The sequence below is a fragment of the Nostoc sp. ATCC 53789 genome (genome assembly GCF_009873495.1).
In the GTDB taxonomy this organism is placed as follows: domain Bacteria; phylum Cyanobacteriota; class Cyanobacteriia; order Cyanobacteriales; family Nostocaceae; genus Nostoc; species Nostoc muscorum_A.
In genome coordinates, this window is the sequence record NZ_CP046703.1 from 3708332 (window position 1) to 3733028 (window position 24697).

General features: G+C 41.1%; 21 protein-coding genes. 16 read left to right on the forward strand and 5 right to left on the reverse strand.

What is annotated here, in order from left to right:
- Window positions 1–232: 232 nt before the first annotated feature.
- Window positions 233–442, forward strand: a complete 210-nt coding sequence (locus tag GJB62_RS15220) for a hypothetical protein (protein WP_114080571.1) — start codon at window positions 233–235, stop codon at window positions 440–442.
- Window positions 443–719: 277 nt separating this feature from the next.
- Here GJB62_RS15220 and GJB62_RS15225 read toward each other — a convergent pair whose 3' ends face one another.
- Window positions 720–1028: a hypothetical protein gene (locus tag GJB62_RS15225; RefSeq protein WP_114080570.1), complete on the reverse strand. Its 309-nt coding sequence runs from the start codon at window positions 1026–1028 to the stop codon at window positions 720–722.
- Window positions 1029–1325: 297 nt separating this feature from the next.
- On the opposite strand from GJB62_RS15225, the gene GJB62_RS15230 reads away from it, so the two are divergent.
- From GJB62_RS15230 to GJB62_RS15240, 3 genes are all read left to right on the forward strand, one after another.
- Window positions 1326–2615, forward strand: coding sequence for a transposase (locus GJB62_RS15230; protein WP_242060717.1), 1290 nt, complete (start codon window positions 1326–1328; stop codon window positions 2613–2615).
- A 575-nt stretch (window positions 2616–3190) separates the two neighbouring features.
- Window positions 3191–3484 carry a hypothetical protein gene (locus GJB62_RS15235; protein ID WP_114080534.1) on the forward strand — a complete coding sequence of 98 codons (294 nt, stop codon included), beginning with the start codon at window positions 3191–3193 and terminating at the stop codon, window positions 3482–3484.
- 184 nt (window positions 3485–3668) lie between these two features.
- Window positions 3669–5339, forward strand: a complete 1671-nt coding sequence (locus GJB62_RS15240; protein ID WP_114080533.1) for an ABC transporter ATP-binding protein — start codon at window positions 3669–3671, stop codon at window positions 5337–5339.
- A 77-nt stretch (window positions 5340–5416) separates the two neighbouring features.
- Here GJB62_RS15240 and GJB62_RS15245 read toward each other — a convergent pair whose 3' ends face one another.
- Entirely contained in the window at window positions 5417–6361 is a 945-nt protein-coding gene (locus GJB62_RS15245; protein WP_114080532.1) for a hypothetical protein, read from the reverse strand.
- A 1182-nt stretch (window positions 6362–7543) separates the two neighbouring features.
- Between GJB62_RS15245 and GJB62_RS15250 the strand changes: the two genes are divergently transcribed.
- The 3 genes from GJB62_RS15250 to GJB62_RS15260 all read left to right on the forward strand — a co-directional run bounded on the left by GJB62_RS15250 (window position 7544) and on the right by GJB62_RS15260 (window position 11486).
- Window positions 7544–8989 (forward strand): ATP-binding protein, encoded by a 1446-nt coding sequence (locus tag GJB62_RS15250; protein ID WP_114080531.1) that lies wholly within the window; start codon window positions 7544–7546, stop codon window positions 8987–8989.
- 302 nt (window positions 8990–9291) lie between these two features.
- On the forward strand, window positions 9292–11151 hold the full coding sequence (locus tag GJB62_RS15255) for an FAD-dependent oxidoreductase (protein ID WP_114080530.1): 1860 nt from the start codon (window positions 9292–9294) through the stop codon (window positions 11149–11151).
- Between the two features lie 107 nt (window positions 11152–11258).
- Window positions 11259–11486, forward strand: coding sequence for a hypothetical protein (locus GJB62_RS15260; protein WP_041565664.1), 228 nt, complete (start codon window positions 11259–11261; stop codon window positions 11484–11486).
- A gap of 793 nt (window positions 11487–12279) precedes the next feature.
- On the opposite strand, the gene GJB62_RS15265 is transcribed toward GJB62_RS15260, so the two are convergent.
- On the reverse strand, window positions 12280–13338 hold the full coding sequence (locus tag GJB62_RS15265; RefSeq protein ID WP_114080536.1) for a class I SAM-dependent methyltransferase: 1059 nt from the start codon (window positions 13336–13338) through the stop codon (window positions 12280–12282).
- A 289-nt stretch (window positions 13339–13627) separates the two neighbouring features.
- On the opposite strand from GJB62_RS15265, the gene GJB62_RS15270 reads away from it, so the two are divergent.
- On the forward strand, window positions 13628–13828 hold the full coding sequence (locus tag GJB62_RS15270; RefSeq protein ID WP_012411649.1) for a hypothetical protein: 201 nt from the start codon (window positions 13628–13630) through the stop codon (window positions 13826–13828).
- A 131-nt stretch (window positions 13829–13959) separates the two neighbouring features.
- On the opposite strand, the gene glnA is transcribed toward GJB62_RS15270, so the two are convergent.
- Entirely contained in the window at window positions 13960–15381 is a 1422-nt protein-coding gene (glnA, locus tag GJB62_RS15275; RefSeq protein ID WP_114080529.1) for a type I glutamate--ammonia ligase, read from the reverse strand.
- Between the two features lie 357 nt (window positions 15382–15738).
- On the opposite strand from glnA, the gene apcB reads away from it, so the two are divergent.
- From apcB to GJB62_RS15315, 8 genes are all read left to right on the forward strand, one after another.
- The gene (gene apcB, locus GJB62_RS15280) at window positions 15739–16248 is read left to right on the forward strand and encodes an allophycocyanin subunit beta (RefSeq protein WP_012411651.1); all 510 of its coding nucleotides are present in this window, start codon (window positions 15739–15741) and stop codon (window positions 16246–16248) included.
- A 94-nt stretch (window positions 16249–16342) separates the two neighbouring features.
- On the forward strand, window positions 16343–16603 hold the full coding sequence (locus GJB62_RS15285; protein ID WP_114080528.1) for a hypothetical protein: 261 nt from the start codon (window positions 16343–16345) through the stop codon (window positions 16601–16603).
- Window positions 16604–16670: 67 nt separating this feature from the next.
- Window positions 16671–17684, forward strand: coding sequence for a transposase (locus GJB62_RS15290; protein ID WP_159402520.1), 1014 nt, complete (start codon window positions 16671–16673; stop codon window positions 17682–17684).
- 46 nt (window positions 17685–17730) lie between these two features.
- Window positions 17731–18084 (forward strand): XisI protein, encoded by a 354-nt coding sequence (locus GJB62_RS15295; protein ID WP_114080537.1) that lies wholly within the window; start codon window positions 17731–17733, stop codon window positions 18082–18084.
- Between the two features lie 326 nt (window positions 18085–18410).
- Window positions 18411–19559 (forward strand): sulfate ABC transporter substrate-binding protein, encoded by a 1149-nt coding sequence (locus GJB62_RS15300; protein ID WP_114080538.1) that lies wholly within the window; start codon window positions 18411–18413, stop codon window positions 19557–19559.
- 152 nt (window positions 19560–19711) lie between these two features.
- Window positions 19712–20572 carry a sulfate ABC transporter permease subunit CysT gene (gene cysT, locus GJB62_RS15305; protein ID WP_114080539.1) on the forward strand — a complete coding sequence of 287 codons (861 nt, stop codon included), beginning with the start codon at window positions 19712–19714 and terminating at the stop codon, window positions 20570–20572.
- Window positions 20559–21434 (forward strand): sulfate ABC transporter permease subunit CysW, encoded by an 876-nt coding sequence (cysW, locus tag GJB62_RS15310; RefSeq protein ID WP_114080540.1) that lies wholly within the window; start codon window positions 20559–20561, stop codon window positions 21432–21434. The genes cysT and cysW overlap by 14 nt, the downstream gene beginning before the upstream one ends.
- Before the next feature lie 194 nt (window positions 21435–21628).
- The gene (locus GJB62_RS15315) at window positions 21629–21895 is read left to right on the forward strand and encodes an NIL domain-containing protein (protein WP_114080541.1); all 267 of its coding nucleotides are present in this window, start codon (window positions 21629–21631) and stop codon (window positions 21893–21895) included.
- A gap of 263 nt (window positions 21896–22158) precedes the next feature.
- On the opposite strand, the gene GJB62_RS15320 is transcribed toward GJB62_RS15315, so the two are convergent.
- Entirely contained in the window at window positions 22159–24609 is a 2451-nt protein-coding gene (locus GJB62_RS15320; protein WP_114080542.1) for an FG-GAP-like repeat-containing protein, read from the reverse strand.
- Window positions 24610–24697 lie beyond the last annotated feature (88 nt).

Genomic DNA, 24697 nt, shown 5'->3' on the forward strand with positions numbered 1-24697 from the left:
TCAAAAAATGGACATGGTGTATTAAGTCTGCCATACCCATAAACACTATGAGTAATGAAAATTAATTTACCAGATATTTAAAAAATGATAAAAGTGTGGAATAATGCATTGGTGATAAATTTAGTCGAAATAAGAGTCATAGGTCAAGAGCCAGAATGGGCTAAACGTCTCCGCCTTGACTTCTGAATTCTTCTTCAATCCCCCTCTAGCTATTGATAAAAAATGTAAACCTATGATTGCTCAACATTACAACTCAATTCATGTTGAAAACGACTTGCTTCAACAAATCCAAATTAAAGAAAATCAGTTAAGAATTGCCCAAGAATCTAATATGATCCATGTAGTAGAAGCACTACAGAGTCAGTTATTAAAGTTGCAGTGTCAATTATCAGAGCCGCAAGACGTTGAAGTTCAAGCATTGATGAGTTTGCTAGACGATTAAAATTGTACCTTTTTGTTACAAAGGTTATTTGAAACACAAAAACTCTGTTTATGGAAAGCAGAGCCTAGTTATTATGATGCCTGAAAGTGCGATTTATGTGCTATGGCTCAAAGCTATCTAAGGTATCAGTATCATAAAATCACAATACTTCCGACTTAGATAACATACAGAACTCAGATTTGATTTTACGAAGCTAGGTAGAACTCAAAGAAGCTTTTTTTCTGTTGCCTCTTGCCTACCCACGCCGTGCGAATAGAAATCAAAGCTGAATGCTATATTAGGGTTTTTGCTGCGTAGGTGGTCTTTTAATCTGCTGTACTGACTCAATCTTTAGAACAGGTTTAATTGAGCGCAGTTGCCTTTGCCTAAGAATTTGAATTTCTCTCTCAATCGAATCTTTTCCTTGTCTAAAAAAGTCTTGAGAATTATATGGAACTAAGTCACGGGACAAACTTTGAGCTTGTGCAGGAGTCAAACTAGGAAGGGGTTGTTCAGCATTGGCAGAAGTTTGTACAGCCAGCAAAAAAGCTGCTGAAATCAGCAAGAGTTGGCTTTTTATACATCTGGTTAATATTAGGTTTAACATGATTGATACATCTGTTGTGTAACTGCTACTTCAAACCATCTTCTGTTGGTCTTACTATAAGCAAGCTACACTTATTGGCTTGTTAATTACCTCCCGCAAATGGGTGAATTAATCAGTTAAACTACCCAGCCCTCTCAATATTGACAAATAGTACACTATGTGAGTTTTCTAAGAAGGTAAGACTAAAACTGCACTTAAGCGCTTATGTTATCTCCCCTATTTGATGCTTTTGTAGAGGCAAGCCCCGTCAGTGTAATGATGCGAGTCCTAATGGAAAACATTTTTAATTCCTCGCGAATGAATCAAATATTTGATACATCAAGCGTTCGCCAATACTCTCAAGAGCTACTGTTTTCGACTCAGGTGGATTTGATGAGTCTAGTAGTGTGTGGGATGTATCCCTCGGTTCATGCAGCCTATCAGAAGAAGGCAGTGGAGGTAAGTGTCAGCGCCACAGCGTTATACAACAAACTGCAACGGATTGAACTGCCTGTAAGTCGGGCATTAGTGCATGAGACAGCATCTGACCTCCAGCAGTTGCTGTTGATGTTGAATGTGGAACGCCCCAGTCCTCTAGGAAAACAATATCGGTTGCGGATTGTAGATGGCAGTTGTTTAGCCGGAACCGAACGCAGACTAGCAGCGCTGCGCCCCCATGCAGCCAAACCATTACCCGGAAAAACAATCGCCATTCTCGACCCAGGGACAAAACTGGTGGTTGATGTGATTCCTTGTGAAGACGGTCATTCCCAAGAACGCTCCAAGTTTCATCAGGTTTTGGCACAAGTGCAACCCCAACAGGTATGGATTGCAGACCGTAACTTTTGTACCGCAGGATTTCTCCATACTATTGCCAAACTTGGAGCGTTTTTTGTGATTCGTCAACACGGGGGTTTAGGATACGAGCCTTTTGGTGAGTTACAAGCTGTTGGGTTGTGCCAAACAGGAACTGTGTTTGAACAACAGGTGGAAATTGTCCATGAGGGAGGGACTTTTCGGTGTCGCCGTATCGTAGTTAAGTTGACTCGTCCCACCCGTGACCAAGAGTGGGAAATTGCCATTTTTACCAACTTACCACCCACTGACGCAGACGGCATTCTGGTGGCACAACTCTATCAAGGGCGGTGGAGTGTGGAAACTTTATTCCAAACTGTGACCCAAAACTTTCATGGAGAAATTGAAACCCTAGCTTATCCTAAAGCTGCCTTATTCTCCTACTGCATGGCACTGTCAGCCTACAACCTTTTAGCGACACTTAAAGCAGTTCTTGGCAGTGTACATGGGGTAGACAAAATCGATATTGGGCTATCCGATTTTTACCTAGTAGATGATATCCATTCCATCTATCGGGGCATGATGATTGCTATTCCTCCGGTTCATTGGCAATTCTTTGAGGAGTTTACCAACATTCAGATGGTAGACGTTCTCCAGCATCTAGCAACCAAAGTACATCTCAAATCTTTTCGCAAACACCCCAGAAGTCCCAAAAAGAAACGACCACCACTCTCTGTTGATGGCAAACATTCCCACTGTTCCACTACTCGAAAGCTCAAGCAATACAAAGCAGCTCTTGATGCTATCCCGTGAAGCAATTTCATAAAATATGTTATTTGTCAATATTGAGAGGGCTGGTTAAACTACCTTATTAAATATCTGGAACTAGCTGATATAAGAATATACTTTAATTTTTATTCGCGCAGCGTGGTGTAGCTATACTTACTTGCGTGGCTAGGTAAGAGGCAATAGGAAAGAAGGCTTTTTGAGTTGTACGGAGTTTTTTCAAAAATCAAATATGAGTTCTATATCATCCAAGGTACTAAATAGGAAACAGTTCTGTTAGGTTGGGTCGCACTCTTGGGAATAATACTACTTGGGGGATAGTCTCAATATACCTCAGTGAGAGTACTGTATTATATACTTCTTTTCTGTAACAGCTAATACTAAATCATGAAATTGTATTTTATACAGGTATTGTTGGTCAAATTTAGACAATTATCAACTGAGATATTGGCTGGAACATAGTTATTCTAGGTTTTGTGCTTGCTAATCGTTAAATTATATAAATATAATTTACACTAAAACATATCAGTATTTTAACTGTTGTCTTACCTGTTAATACTTACTTAATATGTAGCACAATCTTTTTAATTATCTTAGCCATTGTGAAATCTCTTCTACAGACTTACTTAGAACAAGAAATTTGGATATTAGTACGAGAGAAGTGGTATTTCGCCACAATTATTGGAGTTTGGGATGATTTGTTGTGGTTTAAACATAGAACTTACAACAAAGATACAGAAGAGGATACTCTCTGGGAAATGGTTGTAAAAATAAGTGAAGTAGTTGCTATTGATAAAGTTAGGTCTGTTATTAGTAGAAAACCAGACGTGCTGATTTCACGGCTACTAGAAACTGAGCAAGGTACAAACGATCATCATCAAGATCATGAACATTAATTAGCTTAATAGTAAAAATACTTGCTTGTCTCCTAACATTAACTGATAAAACTTGAGACAAGCGGTATAAATAAGTAAGCTAAGAGAATAAAGATATTCGCACAACGGATCTTTAATAATAATCTGATAGACTATCTTAAATTTGAAATTATAAAAGCTGGTAGCTCAGGGCTGATAACTAAATATGAGTGAAGCCTTATTCTGTATCGAAAATCTGCGAGTTGCCTATCCTCAACGGAGTGGAGAAGAGGCAAGCTGGGCGGTTGATGATGTATCTTTCACCTTGCAACCAGGTGAAAGAATGGGATTGGTAGGAGAGTCAGGTTGTGGTAAGTCAACTATCGGGCGGGCAGTAATGCGTTTACTACCAGCCTCTAGTTGTGTTGAAGGAAAGGTGACATTTCAAGGACAGTCGGTGCTTGACTTGATGCCTAACCAGTTGCGGAAATTTCGAGGAGAGGCGATCGCATTAATTTTTCAAGATCCTATGACACGCCTCGATCCGTTGATGACGATTGGTAAACATTGTATCGAAACCCTTCAGGCGCACTCACCAGAATTATCAACGCGGGAAGCCAAAGAAAAAGCACTTGCTACTTTGGCGAAGGTGAATATCCCCGCTAGTCGCTGGAATCAGTATCCCCACGAATTTAGCGGTGGAATGCGCCAACGGGTAGCGATCGCTTTAGCTTTACTCCTCAACCCCAAGTTAATTGTTGCCGATGAACCCACCACCAGTTTAGATGTCACCGTCTCCGCGCAGATATTGAAAGAATTAACTCGCCTGTGCGGTGAAGAAAACATGGGATTGTTGCTGATTTCTCACGATTTAGCAATGGTGGCTGAGTATTGCGATCGCATTGGCGTGATGTACCAGGGCAAAATGGTCGAAATGGGTTCTACAGAAACCGTCTTTAGACAACCTCAACATGAATACACGCGATCGCTCTTAAAAGCAGCTTTACACATTCAAGCAGTAAACGATGATGGAGAATTGATAATTGCCAACGACTCAGAAAAGCAATTACCGATTATTAATAAGCAATCTCCAATTTTGAGTATTACAGAACTCAAGCAATACTACACCATAGAACCTAACTTTATCGAACGACTGTTTAACACACAAGCGCAGACAATTAAAGCAGTAGATGGTATCAATCTGGATATTTATCCAGGAGAAATTCTCGGCTTAGTCGGTGAATCAGGTTGCGGTAAAAGCACACTATCACGAACAATCCTGCAATTAATTCGTCCCACCAGTGGCAAAGTTAAATTTTTAGGACAAGATTTAACTACACTGTCACCTCAAGAAATTCGCTCCTCACGGCGACAAATCCAAATGGTTTTTCAAGATCCCCATGCTTGTCTCAATCCAGCGATGACTGTGGGACAAAGTATCGCCGATCCTTTATTTATCCACAATTTAGCCAATCCTGTTAAGGCAAAAGAACAGGTTTTGTGGATGCTAGAGAAAGTTGGGTTAACACCCTCAGAAGTATATTATGAGCGTTATCCATCAGATTTATCTGGGGGACAACAGCAAAGAGTTGCGATCGCTCGTGCTTTGATTACTCATCCTAAACTTTTGATTTGCGATGAACCTGTGAGTATGTTAGACGCTAGCGTGCAGTCGCAAGTCCTAGATTTGATGTTGCAATTAAAGGAAGAATTTGAGTTAACTTATCTATTCATCACTCACGATCTCTGGTTAGCTAGATTTTTGTGCGATCGTATTGCCGTGATGAATGGTGGCAAAATTGTCGAACTCGGTCTGACAAAAACTATTTTTGCCAATCCTCAGCACCCTTATACCAAAACACTACTAGCTGCTGCACCTTTACTAGCACGCGCCTAACTCAACAAAGTGAGGAGTTATGAATTACTAACTCCCCACTACTAACTAATGTACAGACGCGATTAATCGCATCTCTCCTAACTCTCTTCACTACCCTTAAGTAATTTAGTTGCTTCTCCACTCGAAGCATATAGTTCAACGAATCTTTTAAATAGCAATGCAGTCTCGTGATTTGAAGCTCTGTTTAAGTGGAATAAACGCTCTATATTTTTATCCGCTAAAGCTCTTAAATAGGGCAAATCTTCAAATAGTGTCAAACAAGAAGCAAAATGCAATATTATTTGTAATAATGGCTTTGGCCACTCTAGGTCACTATATATATCTATAAAGAACTGATGTTCTGAGTCATTTAACGGAAAAGCATTAAATAAAACAATTATCCTTTTGTTATTGTAAACTGGAATACTCAATTCAACGGTATATGGAGTATGTAATATTAAATCTACCTCCACAATCGGTTGTCGCCAAATTCTCAAAGGATTCGCTGGCGAGTCTAATATTGTTTGGAATTTGATTATTCCACCAGTACTAGTGGGCTGAAAGTGGCTAATTTGAAAAATTTTCAGGTTATTAAGGCTAAAATTATGAACTGTTTCTAAATGCTTTAAGTTCAATAAATGATAAATTTGACAAAGATAAGGAAACGGTAAAATATACTCCTGGCTAATCATGTGGAGCTTTTTTACTTGAAGCTTATTAGCTTGAGTACGAGCAAGATATTCTTGATATTGGCTGGGGCCTAAATCGTTACTATTAAAGCTTTCGTTAGGTTTGAGATATAGCCAACTCACAAAGAAGAAAGAAGCTGTAAATAGCTGGAATATTTCTATATAAGATAAATAGCCATCAGCAAATGCAGCTATACTTCTATCGGTTATTCCAAAAAGCCAAGATGGAATACCAAATATCCAGATATTACTTTTAATTTGATCTATAAAAAGTGCTATTTCAACATTGTTTGAGGCATTTTTATCTTGATTTACACTTAATTTATCATTATTTTTTAGACAATTAGTAAACATAATATTTCTAATTCACTAATCCTATTAATCTATAAAATCTATTTATATTAATCTTAAATACCAATCCACAACTGTAACCTCTATCTTTAGCTGTATATACAAGTTGTATTTATTTCTATCCATTTAAAAGAAGTTCTTATGAGTATGGTTAAAAAATTCAATCCCTGATTAGATGTAATACTAAATTCTACGTATATCCAAATTCCTTGTAATTCTTGCTCTTAAAGGATTTAATGTTATATTCTCGAATTTATGTATAAATTACAAGGAACAAATTTGCCAAAATCTTTCTACTAGCTGAGTACAAAAAATTAAATTATCTCACTTTTTCAAAAGTGGTATACATATAGATAAAAAAGTTTTCTTTTCCTGACATGAGAAACTTATTTAAGTAGTGCAGTGTGAAAAATCAAACTATTTAAATATAAATAAATAGGATTTCTCTATCTATTGAGGTAATAGATATATAGGTACTTGTATATCAAAAGAGTATTTCTAACTAGTCAGAAATACAAAATTATGTAAAAGCCCAGAACTGTGGATCTGACTTTTCACAGTATCTGGAAAAGGTCATTTTCAGGGTTTCCCAAGCCTGATCTTTCCATAGGCTGATTATCAATAGCTCTGAGTTAATGATAATCAAGCTATGGAGAAAGTTACGCTTTTCCGGAGCTTGAGGACTTAGTATGAGAAGTTAGAATGGCAGAACCCCCGTGATATAAAGCAATACAGTTCAGTTAAGCATCTCTTTCTTCTCTCTGCGTTCTCTGCGCCAACTCTTGGAGACGCTGCGCGTTGGCGGAAGCCTCCCGTAGAGAAGGCGGTTCATTAAAAAAACGACTTTGGTAACAGAGTTTTAGCTTTAGCTGAACCGTATTGTGATATAAATCTCTCGCTGTTATGAAAAACCAGGGGATTTAAATGTAACTAGTAGTTAATATTTGATATTGAATTGGGCAAAATGATCTCAGGCTCTTTCTATGACAGTAGATTTGGCCAAATTTCCTAATGATAACTTCTTCACCAGTAAATTCATAGATATGAGCAACTATACCAAAACAAAATCTCTGCATGGCTATCGCATTTTCAAGTTACTTTACTCTGGTAATAGACAAATCAATTCATTGTATTGAGATATGGATAGCTTTCTCAATGTCTAAAACTAAAAAATAGTGAATCAATATGTCTATTGAAGAGTTAAATCAAGAGTTAACCAGATTACGTCAATGCCTTCAGCAACTAACAATAGATAATGCTGAACTAAGTCAGGCAGTTCTAGAATATACTACTCAATTACAGCAACATAAGAGCGAACAGCAAGCTGCACTAGATGAGCGCCAACGGATAGAAGAAGAACTGCAAACTGCTCAACAGTTTCTGTATTCTGTGATTCAAACCATGCCTGTAGCAGTTTTTGTCAAAGATGCGGCTGATCTGCGAATTGTCTTATGTAATCAAGCCGCAGAAAAGTTAGCTGGTGTCAGTGCTGATGAAATTTTAGGCAAGAACGACTACGATCTATTTCCTAAAGAAGAGGCCGATTTTTTTACCCAGCGAGATCACGAAGCACTTAATAGCAAAACATTATTAGAGATTCCTGAAGAAAGAATTCGGAAAAAAAGCGGCGAAACCCGTATTTTACAGATTAAAAAAGCTCCGATTCTTGATTCTCAAGGTCAGCCCAAATATTTACTAGTGGTTCGAGACGACATTACAGAAGATAAACAAGCAGAAGCTCAACTCAAACAGCAAGCAATAGAACTAGAGCAAACTCTCAAAGAATTACAAAGTACTCAAGCTCAACTTATTCAAAGTGAGAAAATGTCGTCTCTGGGTCAATTAGTTGCTGGAGTTGCCCATGAAATCAATAATCCAGTAAATTTTATCTCTGGCAATTTAACTTACGCTAACCAATATATCCAACAACTACTGAATCTACTTCATCTTTACCGCATAAACTATCCCAATCCTGCTCTTGAAATTCAAACGACAATTCAGGAGATGGAATTAGATTTTTTAGTCGAAGATTTGCTAAAATTACTCTCTTCAATGGAAGTCGGTGCTGAACGCATACAGCAAATTGTGCTTTCTCTTCGTACCTTTTCGCGGCTAGATGAAGCCGAGTTAAAAGCAGTGGATATTCATCAGGGTATTGACAGTACACTGAGTATTTTGGAGCATCGTTTGAAAACTAGAGCCAATCATGTCCAAATTCAGGTTCTTAAAGATTATGACAATTTACCTTTAGTTGAGTGCTATGCTGGTCAGCTAAATCAAGTATTTATGAATATTTTGTCCAATGCAATCGATGCTTTAGAAGAGCCATTAATTCAAGGTAAACTCTCGCATAACCAGCCACAAATTCGCATTTGTACTCAACAACTGAATCCTCAAAAAATAGTTATTCGGATCATCGATAATGGCCCTGGTATTCCCGAACAAGTTAGACAAAAGTTATTTGATCCTTTTTTTACTACCAAAGATGTGGGGAAAGGTACTGGTTTAGGTTTATCAATTAGCTATCAGATTATTACCGAGCGGCATGGTGGTTCGTTAGAGTGTGTTTCTTCTCTTGAAGGGGGAGCAGAACTTATTATTACAATTCCAGTTGCACAACTCAAACAGTAATTTGGATTCAAAATGTGTGATTGCAAGTATCTGGAACATAGCGAGGATTTGGGGATTGGTCAACTACAATTCACAATTTGCAATGACGCTCTTTCGTCGCTAACGCTGCGAAGATCGGAATTCGCAGTTAAAAAAATATAAAGTTGATAAATCGAATCAGGAATAAGAATTTATTCTGTATTATTTAGAACCAAGTTTCGTCTGAGAACCTTTAATGCTCAGTATCTGAAAAATAAAATAATTTATCTATTTGATGCCAAGCTATCTGGGGGAATATAACGAAACTCCAGTGAGGTTAAGCAATGGTTAATCAGACATATACAGTTGATGTCTTAGTTGTCGGTGGAGGAACCGGGGGCACTGCGGCTGCTATCCAAGCGGCACGACGGGGAGCCAAAACGATGTTGGTGAGTGAATTTCCTTGGTTGGGGGGAATGCTAACTTCGGCTGGGGTGTCTGCACCCGATGGCAACGAATTAGAAGCCTTTCAAACGGGTTTATGGGGTGCGTTTTTGCAGGAATTGCGGCAACGGCAGCCCGGAGGATTAGATAACAGCTGGGTAAGCTTTTTTAGTTACGATCCTCAAATTGGGGCAGAAATTTTTGCAGATTGGGTGCAGGAATTACCAAATCTGCACTGGATTTCTGGACAAGTACCAATAGAGGTATTTCGCCAAGGTGATTCTATTACTGGTGTGCGCTTTGCTGATTTTGCTGTCACAGCCAAAATTATTCTCGACGGTACAGAATTAGGAGATTTATTAGCTTTAGCTGAGATACCTTACCGTTGGGGCTGGGAATTGCAATCTGAGTGGGGAGAACCAAGTGCTCCAGTGGTTTTTAACTCTTTCACCCAGAAATATCCTGTGCAAGCGCCCACTTATGTAGTGATTATGCAAGACTTTGGTGATGCTATGTCTACGACATTCACTGAGCGATCGCATAGCGTTTCGCAGAAAAGTCGAAGTGCGGGCGTAGCTGCGGCACCAGAAATTCCGGCTGCCCCTAACTATAATCCATCCCAGTTTACAGATGCTTGGGATGGCTATGGAGCAGAGACATTTTTGAATTATGGACGTTTGCCTGGTAATCGATTCATGATTAATTGGCCAATCTGTGGCAATGACTACGGCCAAGGAGTAGGGCGGCTGATAGAGTCAGATGTGTCCAGAGGTGAATTCATCCAAGAATCTCGCTGGCATAGCCAAAATTTTGCCCATTTTATCCAAAATCAGCTTGGTCGTCGCTATGGTTTAGCAGAAAAAGTATTTCCTCACGCCCCTACAGCTTTTGCACTGCATCCGTATTACCGGGAAAGCCGCCGCTTATTGGGACTAACTACTGTCCGAGAACAGGATATTTTGCCGATCGCCGGCGGAAGAGTTGCATCTATATTTAATGATGCGTTCGCCCCTGGCGTTTGCGAAGCGATCGCAGTTGGTAACTACGCCAATGACCATCATTATCCTGGTGTTCAATTCCCACTGCAACCAAAATCTATCCGTTGGGGCGGGCGTTGGACTGGGACACCCTTTACAATTCCCTACAGTTCCCTAATTCCAGCCACAACAGATGGTTTCTTGGTTTGTGAAAAGAACATTTCTGTCTCTCACATTGCCAATGGCGCTACCAGATTACAACCTGTGGTTATGGGCATCGGTCAAGCAGCAGGTATGGCGGCGGCGATGTGTGTTGAGTTAAACTGTCAGCCGAGGCATTTACCTGTTAGATCACTGCAAACAGCTTTATTAGAGGATAATCGTTCAAAAACAGCAATTATTCCTTTATTTAATCTTCCACCCAATCGTTCGGATTGGCTGGACTGGCAACTGTATTACTTAAATAACCCACAAGCCTATCCAGATAGTGGTTATTGCCCTTGCCCATCGGAGAATGAGTACCCTGACTCTGCTTTTGAAAAGGCATTAATTCGGGAAAGTAACTGTTTCAAAGGCATTTTCTCCCGCTTGGAACAGCAGGAATACAGATTTGCTGTCACAGCGCCAGCCGCATATCAAGGGCAAAATTGGCAGCTTGTAACTTTGCGATCGCATATCGACGAGCAATTACGCACTTACCCTCACGAACAATTAGTTACATTGTGGGGTCGCCAGAACCACTTTGGTAATTGGTTATTAGTCGAACAATTAAACGGAGGATAAGAAGAGTTTATTTTCAGTAAAACAGAATACTTTTTGATTAATTGTCCGGATATTAATCAAAAAGCTAAGTATCAGTGAAGTGGAGAGTTCCAAAATAGACATTTGCTATGCGTGCTGCCATTTCACTTTTAGTATCGAGTCTGGTGTTCGGCCCCTTAGCTTCTAACTGCCAAGCAATGGTCAATCACTTATCAACTGGGCTACTTTCCACGCCTACTTCGGAACAGTGGCTCTCGGCAGCATCTGAACAAAATCCAGATGATGCGCCACGTCATCGCGGTAGTGGGCGTAGGGAAGTGACACAAAAATTCGGAAATACCTATGTTGTGGTTTAACCACCGTAGGATAATGCCTGTTCTTCAAAAAGAACCAAAACTAAAGTTCCAGAAAACACGATGTTGTGCCAACATATTTGACACAGCTTTTGTGACAGAGATATATACAGTTGACACACGAAAATCTTCAGCGATCGCTTAGTATTTCAACTGCAAGCTTTGTATATCATTAGTTGGTCTTTTAATCCTGGCGATCAAAACGCAAATAAAATTAAGTGTCTTGATCAGCAGCATTAACAACTCCCAAAAGCTACATAACTGTTGCTTATATTCGGTGGGAAGCTCTGCGTCTCAATCCTTAACGGCTCTAGAAATAGATGTTATTTAGACTATCAGTTAATCTAAAGCACGTCTAATTCAAACATTTTGCTTGTTAAGGAAATAGTCTTAAGGCAACTTCATTCACTTTATTCCCCAATATCTTTTCTTCTCATACATTGAGTAGCTGGTTTCTATATGAGCAACTAATGGATCTTCACTTCGACGCGTGTTTAGCGTCCTTTACCTAAGCATAAAATCCCTTTCGTTCCATTTGAGCTTATCTAGGACACAGATTCGCACAAGTAGTATAGATTTATTGCACTTGGCAACAAATATTACTATTTATGAGCTACTCTTGCACTCTGGTTCGTTCTCCTCGTAGATGGTGTTCAACGAAATAAATATTAAGAAGAATTTGCTAGAGAATCTCACTCATTTTAATTATTCTACACCTAATGACAGATGCAAAATTTTGCATCTGTCCTTTTTAGGTAAAGTTTCCTTAAAGAAAAGGCAATGAAAAGGTATTGTTTCAAGCTGGCTTATGAGCAATGAAATACTTACTCATAAAATGGGTTTGTATCTCAATATTCTCAAAGCCTACTCTCTGTAAACGCTCTAGCAAGTTATCAGTGGTGTAATGCCTGTAATAGGGTTCATGGAAAGTTTCCGGAAAAGAATCCATTATATGTTCCAACTCAGGTGAATCACTCAACTGAATTGAGTCACAGATAATAAAGACTCCTCCTGGTTTTGTCACCCGGAAGCATTGCTCAATAACTGTCTGACGTACAGATGCTGGTAACTCATGAAAGAGAAAAACAGAAGTTACAGCATGAAAATAATCATCTACATAAGGTAACTCTTCGGCATTCCCTTGCAAAAGTTGCGGCAGTTCTCCTGGGATTTGCGATAGTAGTTCATTTGCTTTCCGCAAATAGGCTGGTGACAAATCTGTGCCAAACAGAGATGCTTGAGACAAGGCTGCCCGAATTAACTTTAAAGTCCGCCCAGTTCCACAAGCTACATCCAAAATACGGACTTGCTTTGGTGTAACCGAATCAGAAGCTTTCAGCCCTTGCTTGAGAGGAGCGAGAATTCGCCGCCGCATCGCATCAGCTGCCCCACCAAAAAGAATTTCTACTTGTAAGTCATATAAATTGGCTGACAAGTCACTCAAGTAGCCATCGCTTTGGTGATGGAAGTTCTGCACGTAGTAGCTGGGATAACCATCAGTGTCAATTTCGGGCGAAAAATCTTGATAATTTTGTTGTTTAACCCGCTCCCAGATTTGAGGAGAATCTAGCCACATCAGAGGATAGTAGGAAAAAAAGTCTTGCCAGGGGTTATCAAACAATAAACTTTCGGGGTAGACACCTTTTTGGGCATCTTGCCAGTCTGTTTCGAGCAGCTGGTTCAATCTCTGTTGAAGCTGGACTAAAAGCTCATTTGGGATGGGTTTGGTCTTTTGTTCAAGTGTCGGATACACCAGGTTCCTCAACTGTGAACTTAATATCTTGTGAGCCAGACCAAAGTAATTTTTACCCTGCTGAAAGGTCTGATAAGTCAGCTTAGTTAAACTCTCAGGCATAAAAATAGCTTCAGTTTTGATTACTTTTATGTAAATAATTGTAACGAAAAAATTATCTACTGTTGGAAAAGTAAAAGCTCCCAGGGAAGACAACTTGAAGCCAGATGATTTTAGCCATTAGAGATAGATTGAGCAAGATTTTTCCAGCTTTGGGGATAAATGGCTAATATTGTCAGCAAAGCAAAACATAAACTTATGTAAAAAGTAGCTTATGTTACAGAATTTTTGCTATATTAGTCTTGTAGGAAAACAAAAATTATATATTCACAAAATAGAGAGGACTATGATTATGTCTATCGCAGATAAATCTCGTGCGTTGATGGTGCGTGAACATCAGCAAGTCAAGAATCGCCAACAATCAATGCTGATGCGGGCTGCACAAGAACTTGGTCTTCCTGAAGAAGTATCTCACTACTGGAACCCAATTCAAGGGAAGGTAGATGCTAGTAGTCGGATGATTTATGGCCCCAGCCACGCTTCCATGAGTTAAGTTTCAAGAGTTTGAAGCTAGATTTTTTGAGTGAATATCTCAACTGGCAACTCTGGAAAAAAAAGCCACCCTCTACTCTAGGGTGGCTAAACTTATTAATTTTAGTTAGATACGATTCTTAATTTAATTAATTAAGCATCGTAGTAGAGGTAAAACTCATAGGGATGAGGACGTAGCTGTAACTGCTTGGCTTCGTTAAGCTTGTAGTCAATCCAATTTTCGATAAAGTCTTCCGTGAATACGCCTGATTCTGTCAAGAAAGCGTGATCGTTTTCTAGTGCTTGCAATGCCAGTTCTAAAGAACTTGGAGTTGAGGGAACCTTTGCAAGCTCTTCTGGAGAGAGTTCATAGATATTCTTATCTAAGGGTTCACCAGGATGTATTTTGTTCTTGATGCCATCGATACCAGCACAAAGCATTGCAGCAAATGCCAAGTAGGGGTTAGATGTAGCATCTGGACAACGGAATTCTAAACGCTTGGCTTTGGGGTTCTTACCAGATAGAGGAATACGGATAGAAGCAGAACGGTTCCCTTCGGAATAAGCCAAGTTTACAGGAGCTTCATAACCAGGTACTAGGCGCTTGTATGAGTTGGTGCTGGGGTTGGTAATTGCTAACAGTGCTGGTGCGTGTTTGAGAAGACCACCAATGTAGTACAACGCCATATCACTCAAACCAGCATACTTATCACCTGCAAACAGAGGTTGGCCGTCCCTCCAGATGGACTGGTGACAGTGCATTCCTGAACCGTTATCGCCAAAAATCGGTTTTGGCATGAAGGTGACAGTTTTACCATATTTATTGGCAACGTTCTTGATGACATATTTGTAAGTCATCAACCAGTCAGCCGCTTCGATCAACTTCCCAAACTTGAAACCTAGTTCGCACTGACCACCAGTAGCAACTTCGTGGTGATGCTTTTCAATGGGCACACCTAATTCTGCCATTGTCAACAGCATCTCTGTACGGATGTCTTGGAAAGAATCCGTCGGTGCGACTGGGAAGTAACCTTCTTTGAAGCGTGGTTTATAACCCAAGTTGGGTTTTTCATCTGTACCGGCTTTACCAGAATTCCAAGCACCTTCTTCGGAGTCTAAGAAGTAATAGCCTTCGTTAGCAGTTTGGGCAAACCTAGCACTATCAAAGATAAAGAACTCAGCTTCAGGCCCAAAGAAGGCTGTATCACCAATGCCACTGGCAACCAGGTAATCTATTGCTTTTTGGGCAATAACCCGTGGGCAACGGTTGTATGGTTCGCCCGTGCGGGGGTCTTTAATACTACAAATTATACTTAGTGTTGGCACTTCCATGAATGGATCGATCCAAGCAGTGTTGGGGTCGAGTACCATCGTCATGTCCGATTCGTTGATCGCTTTCCAACCCCTGATGCTGGAACCGTCAAATGGTACGCCATCAGTGAACGCAGTCTCATCGATTTGGTTTTGGTACAGTGTGAGGTGCTGCCAAGTCCCTACTGTGTCGATGAATTTGAGATCAATCAGTTGAATTTTTTCATCTTGAATTCTCTTCAAGAGTTCTTGTGGTGTAGTCATTGTTACTCCTTCTCTACCAATTTCCTAAAGTCAACCAGAATCTTACATTGCATCCTAACCCTGCTGATCTCAATCAGACCGTGACACACCAGAAATATCTTAAATAGTAGACATTAGCTGATTTTGTAGTTTATGTTACAGATATCTGGATTATCAGGTTATATTAACCTTTCAGCGCTCATCTGTACAAAACTGGAAAGTTCATCATATAGGGGTCAACTTTGGCATAGAATCCTTAAATAGTGGATAGATTGTTTTTGTGCCGAATCTATTTTAAATAGCACAAAAATTTACTGGTGCGTGAGTGCAGCCAAATAAATATCAAACCATAAATAGCAAGGATTGGGAGAAAAAAGAATGCGCGATGCGGTAACAAGTTTAATTAAGAATTATGACTTAGCTGGTCGGTATTTTGACCGGAATGCGATCGATAGCCTAAAGTCTTACTTTGACAGTGGTACAGTCCGAGTCCAAGCGGCGGCGGCGATAAATTCTAATGCGGCTGCACTTGTCAAGCAGGCGGGTTTGAAGTTATATGAAGAACTGCCAGAATTGATTCGCCCCGGTGGAAATTCCTATACAACTCGTCGTTATGCAGCTTGTCTGCGCGACCTTGATTACTACTTGCGCTACGCTACCTATGCGCTAGTTGCTGGGAACACAAATGTATTGGATGAACGAGTGCTGCAAGGGCTACGGGAAACTTACAATTCTCTAGGCGTGCCTATTGGGCCTACGGTTCGTGGTATCCAGATTCTCAAGGATCTGATTAAGGAGCAAGTAGCAGCAGCAGGTGTGGTTAATACTGCTTTTGTGGATGAACCATTTGATCACATCACACGCGAGTTGAGCGAACAGGATATTTAGCATCTAGGTTTGGTGACTAAAAATCGCGGAACTATACAAAGAAAGTTCGCGTAAGCATACTTTACAGACATCGCACTTTGGCTTGATTGGCAAGGTGCGTTTACTTTTCTTAAAGCAAACTAAAGAAAAATATCCCGATGTCCATGAAGGTATATTTTCCGAACGCTTTGGTCAGCTAATTCTTAATAGTATAGGAATAAACCTAATTGTCTTTGACGAGCAACTAGAAAGGATTATCAGATGGATAACAGGACTTACGCAACTGGCACAGTGCGATCGCAATTTTATAGTATTTACGTACTATGTCAAAGTGGCGTACCTAGAGGACATTGCTGAAATTAATAACAGTAATTAGCTGTGTTAAGTATTTTTCAAATCATGAGAAAATGAGTTGAGTATTCAGAAAATAAATCTTGTAGTTTATGAGATTTACAAAACTTAACTATTGCCAGTACTTGTTAAGTAGTCAGATTAATTATACTCTGACAAATTTGGCAGAGCATTTAGAGCAGATTAGTCATGATAAAATTAACCGTTATCTTAAGAATGAAAAGTTAACACCACGTTTACTTTGGGATAATGTTAAAGATATCTTACAAGTGAGTGATAGCGCATATCTAGTTTTTGATGACACAGTACTTGATAAACGATACGCCACAGAAATAGAGACCAGTAAAAGGCAGTATAGTGGCAACCAACATGGTGTAATCCAAGGTATTGGGCTAATAAATTGTATATATGTCAATCATGAAATCGGAAAGTTTTGGATAGTTGATTATCGGATTTATGACCCAGATAGAGATGGAAAAAAAAAGATAGATCATGTTACAGAGATGCTGCAAAACCTTATATATCATAAGGCTTTACCGTTCCAAGCTGTCTTAATGGATACTTGGTATGCAACAAATAAATTGATGTTATATATTGATGGATTAGGAAAATATTATTATTGTCCTCTGAAACGTAATAGACTTGTTGATGATACGGCAGGTCAAAAAAATTATCAAAGAATTGAATTGTTATCTTGGGATAGCCAGGAGTTAAAATCAGGTAAAATAATTAAAATAAAAAAGTTTCCCCAAGCTACAAAAGTGAATCTCTTCCGGGTAACTGTCTCGACCGACAGAACGGATTTTATCGCTACTAACGATTTATCTCAAGATTCTACGGACGTTGTACAAAAAGTGTGTAAGGTTCGATGGAAGGTTGAGGAGTTTCATAGAGAATTAAAACAAGTAACTGGTATTGAATCGTGTCAATGTCGCAAGGGACGTATTCAAAGAAACCATATTGCCTGTGCTATTTTAGTCTGGCTTCGACTCAAACATTTAGCTTATCAAAGCTACCAAACAATTTATCAAATTAAACATGGATTATTATCCAATTATTTAGTTCAGCAACTAAAACGCCCGAATGTTCCCATGTTTATTGTCTAGTTGTTTGGCGCTCGGTGCGGCTGCGCCGCACCGTCGTTTGTGACAGTTGCGTAAGTCCTGGGATAAGCTAGCTCGGTATCGTGAAATTATTCGTCAGTTGATATTTGACTATGCTAGTCACAAGCCTGCTAATGGTCAAATAGAGACAGAACCAGTTATTGACTCGGAGCGAGAGCGAGATCACTACGAAGTTTTACATGTCGGTTGGGATGGAGTACGCCGCGTACATGGTTCGGTGGTACATATAGATATTATTAATGATAAAGTGTGGATTCAATATGATGGTACTTCTCAGCCAGTGGCAGAAGCATTACTAGAAGCGGGTATTTTGCGCGAAGATATTGTTTTGGGTTTTCATCCTGCTGAACTACGGCAATATACGGATTTTGCTGTATATTAATTACCCATATTTATTTATGGAGATTCCTCCTGTATACTTGCCGCCGCTCCTGGACTCGCTACCGATGCGCTATCTTGCATCCTTCAATGAAAGCCGATCGCTAGAATAGACCATCTTCAAAAATTAGCTATTCTATAGCAAATTGCTTGATACTTGAAAATAAAAGTATTGTAATTCCTTACATAATTGGTAGAATCACCATATTCTTGATGAAGAATGTGAGGTTTATTGGTGTTTGCAACTAGTTAGATGTAATCATCCGGTATGATAAACACTATATAACTGTATTCCCATCAGTTATCTGTAGATTTAGCGGAGGAAATGGAATGAGTTTGTGGCAACACCCACTGAAAAGATTACAAGCGCTCGCTGAACATGGAACATATCGGTTCAGACTAAATTCGCTTAAAGGTTTTGTATCACTCTTTTTAGTAGGGACTGTATTGAGTGTGGCGCTTGCCGCCTGCTCTGGTGGAGGAACTGGGAATACTTCTTCTTCTGAAACCCCTAATGCTAGCGCTACTCCTGTGGCTGCAAACAAAGATAGTGTTGAACTAACTCTGGTTTCCTTTGCTGTCACCAAAGCGGCTCACGAAGCAATTATTCCTAAATTTGTAGAACAGTGGAAGAAAGATCATAACCAAACTGTCGTCTTCAAACAAAGCTATGGCGGCTCTGGTTCTCAAACTCGCGCTGTTATAGATGGTTTGGAAGCAGATGTTGTCCACCTAGCACTAGCTGGGGACACCTCAAAGATTGAGAAGGCTGGATTGATTCAGCCAGGATGGGAGAAAGAAGTTCCCAACAATGGTATTGTCTCCAAATCAGTTGCAGCATTAGTAACTCGTTCCGGTAATCCTAAAGGCATCAAAAACTGGCAAGATTTAGCTAAAGACGGTGTAAAACTAATTACTGCTAACCCCAAAACTTCAGGTGTTGCTAAGTGGAATTTCTTAGCGCTATGGGATTCTGTGATTAAAACAGGTGGCGATGAGGCTAAAGCTACTGAATTTGTGACTAAAGTGTACAAAAATGTGCCAATCTTGCCTAAAGATGCGCGGGAAGCTACTGATACATTCGCCAAGCAAGGACAGGGAGATGTCTTAATAAACTACGAAAACGAAGTGATTTTGGCACAGCAAAAGGGCGAGAAAGTTGATTATGTCATTCCCGATGTAAACATATCCATCGACAATCCGATCGCAGTAGTAGATAAGAACGTCGATAAGCATGGAACCCGCGAAGTTGCTGAAGGTTTTGTGAAATACCTCTATACTCCAGAAGCACAGCAAGAGTTTGTCAAATTAGGATTCCGTCCTGTGGATGAGACTTTAGCTCAAACTAAAGAAGTCACAGACAAATTTCCCAAGGTGAAAACTTTGGGTACAGTTGCAGACTTCGGCGGTTGGAGTGCAATCGATAAGAAGTTTTTCGCCGATGGGGGCGTGTTTGATAAGATTCAATCCCAAAAATAAACGGTAATTAAGTAATTCGTAATTCGTAGTGATGACAATGCAAATTTTTTATCGAAAATTAAAATTTGTTGGAATGTCTTTGAATTACGAATTAACAGTTACGAATACTGGCAAAAAACTTTTTGTGAAATTTAAATTTTGAATTCTTGACTATGACGACTGTATCTTCTTCTTTGGAAGTTGAGCGCAAAACACCATTCTGGAAGAAATTGCGGCGGGTTCCCTGGACTTGGCGAATCACCATAGCATACCTGACAGTGATGTTGTTTATCCCCATAATTGCCATGTTCCTGAAAGCGAGTACGGAACCTCCGGCGAGATTTTGGGCGATCGCAACCAGTGACATCGCATTAGCTACCTACAATGTTACTTTTGTGACAGCGCTCTTTGCTGCCTTACTCAATGGCGTATTTGGTACTCTCATTGCTTGGGTTCTGGTGCGCTACGACTTTCCCTTCAAACGCTTGATTGATGCCACAGTAGATTTACCCTTTGCCCTACCAACTTCGGTAGCAGGGTTAACCCTAGCAACAGTTTACAGTGATAATGGCTGGATAGGTTCGCTACTAGCACCACTGGGAATTAAGGTAGCTTTTACTCGCACAGGAGTAGCATTAGCAATGATATTTATCTCACTACCTTTTATTGTGAGAACTGTGCAACCCGTACTTCAGGAAATGGAACATGAAATTGAAGAAGCCGCTTGGTGTTTGGGTGCTTCTCAATGGCAGACCTTCTGGAAAGTAATTTTGCCACCTTTATTTCCGACGATTTTAACTGGTGTTGCCTTGGGTTTCTCCCGTGCGGTTGGCGAATATGGGTCAACTGTAATTATCTCTTCTAATACGCCCTATCAAGATTTGATCGCACCTGTACTGATTTTCCAACGGTTAGAGCAGTATGACTATTCTGGTGCAACAGTAATTGGCATAGTTTTACTATCAATTTCGTTGGTATTGCTATTGGCAATTAATTTCTTACAAGCATGGGCAAGGAGATATGACACTAGATAAGCCAAGTTTTCATTCATCTGTATCTGATACACATACAGCCAAGCCGAAAGAACAGAAGAGTTGGGTGCCAATAGTTTTAATTGGTATAGCGATCGCTTATTTAGCTTTAGTTCAATATATCCCTGCAATCAACGTTTTTGTTCAAGCCTTCAGCAAGGGAGTTGGGCCATTTATATCCAACCTGACACGACCAGCTTTTCTCCATGCAGCTTGGCTGACACTGTTGCTGGCTGTAATTTCTCTACCTTTAAATACAGTATTTGGGTTATGTGCAGCTTGGGCGATCGCTCGTCATAAATTTCCCGGACGAGCAATAGTTTTGAGCATTATTGACCTGCCCTTTTCCATCTCGCCCGTAGTCGCAGGATTGATGATTGTGCTACTTTACGGACGCAATGGGTGGTTTGGCCCTTGGCTCCAGGCACATGATATCAAAATAATCTTTGCCTTTCCAGGTATGGTGCTGGCTACAGCCTTCGTGAGTATGCCCTTTGTGGCGCGGGAAGTGATTCCCGTTTTAGAGGAATTTGGTAAGGATCAAGAAGAAGCTGCTAGAACTCTCGGTGCGAAAGATTGGCAGATATTTTGGCGTGTCACCTTACCTAGCATCCGTTGGGGCTTGCTCTATGGTTTAATTTTGACCAATGCCAGGGCAATGGGTGAATTCGGAGCAGTTTCGGTGGTATCTGGCAACATTGCTGACCAAACCCAGAGCTTACCACTGTTTGTAGAAGATGCTTACAAACAGTATGAAACCGAAGCTGCCTTCTCTGCGGCTGTATTGTTAGCATTGCTAGCAGTAGTAACTTTGGTGCTGAAAGAGATTTTAGAACGGAAAACCCGGATCAAAGATGTTGAATAGTTAGGTTTTGGGCATGGGGCATTGGGCATTGGTTATAAGAAGGGGAAGGGGGAAGGGGGAAAGGTAAAAACCTCGCCCGCAAGTGGCGCGACCTGTTCATCCCTTTCCCCTTTAACCTTTTCCCTTTTCCCTTTTATTCATCCTTGTTTCCCTCCACCCCTCTGCCCCCACTTCCCTCTACGGCTATTAACTAAATTATGTCTAGTAACACACCTACCAATAAACGGATTCGACTCAGAATTCCTAAAGACTATCACCAGGAACCTGTGATTTCTCGCCTAGTGTCTGACTACAATCTGACTGTGAATATCACAGCAGCCATTCTGGGAGCCAATGCTGTCGGGGATGGTTGGTTTGACCTTGAATTACAAGGGACAGATGCACAAATTCAGAGCGGACTAACCTATCTTCAGGACTTGGAGTTACAAGTCTGGGATGACACTCAAAGAAGTGATTGGTAAGGCTTATAGAACAATACAGTTCAGGCGAAAACTCTTTGTTAAGGTTAATTTTTTTAACGAACTGCATAGACGCGGAGCGGCTACTCTTCGAGAATGCCAAGGGCGAACCCGCAGGGTAGGACACAAAGGAAGAGAAAGAAGAGAAGGAAGAAATGCTTAACCCAAGCGTATTGAGATAAAACATTAGTGAAGGTATGCAGCTAACTGTACGCCCTCACTAATGTTTTATATTCTATTGAATTATGAACTGCTATACTAACAAGCTACGTTTGAATGATGAAGTCTGTAGCTGTGAGATTGGGCGCACCGCTAATAGTTGCAAATAGACCACCACTACCAAAACCAGCTGCGCTGCCATTTTGGTTGTAGAACAACTGCCCACTCACAGCGTCGTAGATAATTTTTGCTGTAGTAGCCGCCCCTGAAGAAGTGATTTTAAAATCAGTGGCATTACTAAAACCGATTCCTGGAGCAGAAGCGATCGCACTAAAAGTAGTCTTATCCAGAATAATTTTATCGCCTTGGGAGTGTTTGAAGTCAGCGATCGTATCTACACCCACAGCACAACTCGTAAAGGTCGCATTGGTGTTGTACAGAAACCTGTCAGCACCTCCACCACCAATAAGGGTATCATTGCCTGTACCACCAATAAGAGTATCATTACCAGCATCACCTCGCAGCAGGTCGTTGCCACTTTTACCATTGATGATATCGTTACCCCCCTGACCATTGATCACATCAGCAGAGTTGTCAAAACCCGTGATGTTATTGTTGAGTTCATTGAGGAAAGTTACCGTGTTCTTGTTGTACAGGCTAGTTTGAGTGGAATTTGCATCAAAGACATCAAAGCTGTCGGCAATGTTGGTTTGCCCATCAAATAAGATATTACCAATGGCAGGTCTTGTTGAAGTTGGCAAGTTATCGAGGTTTTCTAACTGAAAGTTTTGCAGAGTAACTTTGGTATTAGCCACATTTTCAAAGGTGACTTCCAAATTGCTGCCATTTTGAGTTAGTTGCAGATTTCGGGTAGTTAAACCACTCCCTGTAAATTGCAAGGTGTCAACATTGCCAATCACTGCTGCTGAAGGATTTGAGCCTTTACCAACGCCACCAAAATCTGTAATGGTATCATTGCGATCGCCTCGGCGAATTACGAATTTATCTTGACCGCCGTTGCCTGTAAGAGTATCGTTACCACCTTTGCCGTCGATGATATTGTTGCCAGATGTGCCTAAGAGAGTATCTGCACCAGCAGTTCCTGTGAGGTTAGTGTTGCCGATATTCGTCCCGCCAAACAGCACATAGGTTTGCCCAGATTGGGAGCCGATAAGCAGGTCGTCGAACCCGTCGCCATTGACATCTCCGGCACCACTGACAGAGATGGCTGAGTTGTTCGGAGTGAAGCCGTTGATGCTAAAGCCGTTAGAGCCGTTGAGATCCGAGAGGTTGAGGCTAGAACTAAAGCCTGTACTTTTGCCAAATACCACAAAGTTCTGCTCCGATCTGAGAATAATCAGGTCGTCGAAGCCGTCGCCGTTGACATCTCCAGCACCTCGGACAGAGAACCCTGTGGAATCCGTCCTAATGCCGTTGATCGTGAAACCGTTAGAGCCGTTGAGTTCCGAGAGGTTAAGGCTGGGGCTAAACCCTGTGCTGTTGCCAAACACCACATAGCTCTGCCCAGAAGCGAAGACGGTACCGTTCTCGGAACTTAAACTTATTGCCCCGATAATGAGGTCGTCGATGCCATCGCCATTGACATCTCCAGCACTACTGACAGGGGAGCCTGAGAAGTCACCTTCCTTGATGCCGTTGATAGTGAAGCCGTTAGCACCGTTGAGGGTAGAGAGGTTAAGGCTGGCGCTAAAGCCTGTGCTGTTGCCGAACACCACGTAGCTCTGCCCAGAAGAGGAGCCGTTAGGTGAGGCATTGGATGCCCCGATAATCACGTCGTCGATACCGTCGCCGTTGATATCTCCGGTACCACTGACAGAGCCACCTGATATGTCACCCGCTTCGTTGATGCCGTTGATAGCAAAGCCGTTAGTACCGTTGAGGCTGGAGAGATTGAGGCTGGGGCTAAAGCCTGTGCTTTTGCCAAACACTACATAGCTCTGCCCGGAAAAGTTATTAGCATAAGGTGCGCCGATAATCACGTCGTCAAAACCATCATGGTTGATATCTCCAGCACCTCTGACAGAGCTACCCGATATATTATTTGCTGCGATGCCATTGATGGCGAAGCCGTTAGTACCGTTGAGGGTGGAGAGGTTGAGGCTGGAGCTAAAGCCCGTGTTCTTGCCAAATACCACGTAACTTTGTCCAGATTGAGAGCCGTTGGGGTCAGCACCAGATGCTCCGATGATTAGGTCATCGATGCCGTCGCCGTTAACATCTCCAGCGCTACTGACATTGCCTGAAAAGTCATTCGCCGCGATGCCATTGATAGCGAAGCCATTAGCGCCGTTGAGGTCTGAGAGGTTGAGGCTAGAGCTAAAGCCTGTGCTGCTGCCAAATACCACGTAGCTTTGCCCAGATTCAGAGCCGTTGGGGTCGGCACCGGGTGCCCCGATAATCAGGTCGTCTAAGCCGTCGCCATTAATATCTCCCGCATCGCTGACAGAGGAGCCTGATCTGTCAGCCGTTGCAATGCTGTTAATGACGAAGCCATTAGTGCCATTGAGGTCAGCAAGATTGAAGGATGAATTAGGCATGATTTTCTCCTGCATTTTTTCATTTTTTGTTATTCAGGGAATAACTCATATCTAGCTTCAGGCAACTCTTAGTCTCGGTTACACGAGA

Bases quoted from the DNA above. Each gene is read 5' to 3' on its own strand.
- GJB62_RS15220 (WP_114080571.1), top strand. From the start codon at position 233: ATGATTGCTCAACATTACAACTCAATTCATGTTGAAAACGACTTGCTT.
- apcB (WP_012411651.1), top strand. From the start codon at position 15,739: ATGCGCGATGCGGTAACAAGTTTAATTAAGAATTATGACTTAGCTGGT.
- GJB62_RS15250 (WP_114080531.1), top strand. From the start codon at position 7,544: ATGTCTATTGAAGAGTTAAATCAAGAGTTAACCAGATTACGTCAATGC.
- GJB62_RS15230 (WP_242060717.1), top strand. From the start codon at position 1,326: ATGAATCAAATATTTGATACATCAAGCGTTCGCCAATACTCTCAAGAG.
- GJB62_RS15255 (WP_114080530.1), top strand. From the start codon at position 9,292: ATGGTTAATCAGACATATACAGTTGATGTCTTAGTTGTCGGTGGAGGA.
- GJB62_RS15320 (WP_114080542.1), bottom strand. From the start codon at position 24,609: ATGCCTAATTCATCCTTCAATCTTGCTGACCTCAATGGCACTAATGGC.
- GJB62_RS15265 (WP_114080536.1), bottom strand. From the start codon at position 13,338: ATGCCTGAGAGTTTAACTAAGCTGACTTATCAGACCTTTCAGCAGGGT.
- glnA (WP_114080529.1), bottom strand. From the start codon at position 15,381: ATGACTACACCACAAGAACTCTTGAAGAGAATTCAAGATGAAAAAATT.
- GJB62_RS15225 (WP_114080570.1), bottom strand. From the start codon at position 1,028: ATGTTAAACCTAATATTAACCAGATGTATAAAAAGCCAACTCTTGCTG.
- GJB62_RS15290 (WP_159402520.1), top strand. From the start codon at position 16,671: ATGAGATTTACAAAACTTAACTATTGCCAGTACTTGTTAAGTAGTCAG.
- GJB62_RS15270 (WP_012411649.1), top strand. From the start codon at position 13,628: ATGTCTATCGCAGATAAATCTCGTGCGTTGATGGTGCGTGAACATCAG.
- GJB62_RS15300 (WP_114080538.1), top strand. From the start codon at position 18,411: ATGAGTTTGTGGCAACACCCACTGAAAAGATTACAAGCGCTCGCTGAA.
- GJB62_RS15245 (WP_114080532.1), bottom strand. From the start codon at position 6,361: ATGTTTACTAATTGTCTAAAAAATAATGATAAATTAAGTGTAAATCAA.
- cysW (WP_114080540.1), top strand. From the start codon at position 20,559: ATGACACTAGATAAGCCAAGTTTTCATTCATCTGTATCTGATACACAT.
- cysT (WP_114080539.1), top strand. From the start codon at position 19,712: ATGACGACTGTATCTTCTTCTTTGGAAGTTGAGCGCAAAACACCATTC.
- GJB62_RS15260 (WP_041565664.1), top strand. From the start codon at position 11,259: ATGCGTGCTGCCATTTCACTTTTAGTATCGAGTCTGGTGTTCGGCCCC.
- GJB62_RS15240 (WP_114080533.1), top strand. From the start codon at position 3,669: ATGAGTGAAGCCTTATTCTGTATCGAAAATCTGCGAGTTGCCTATCCT.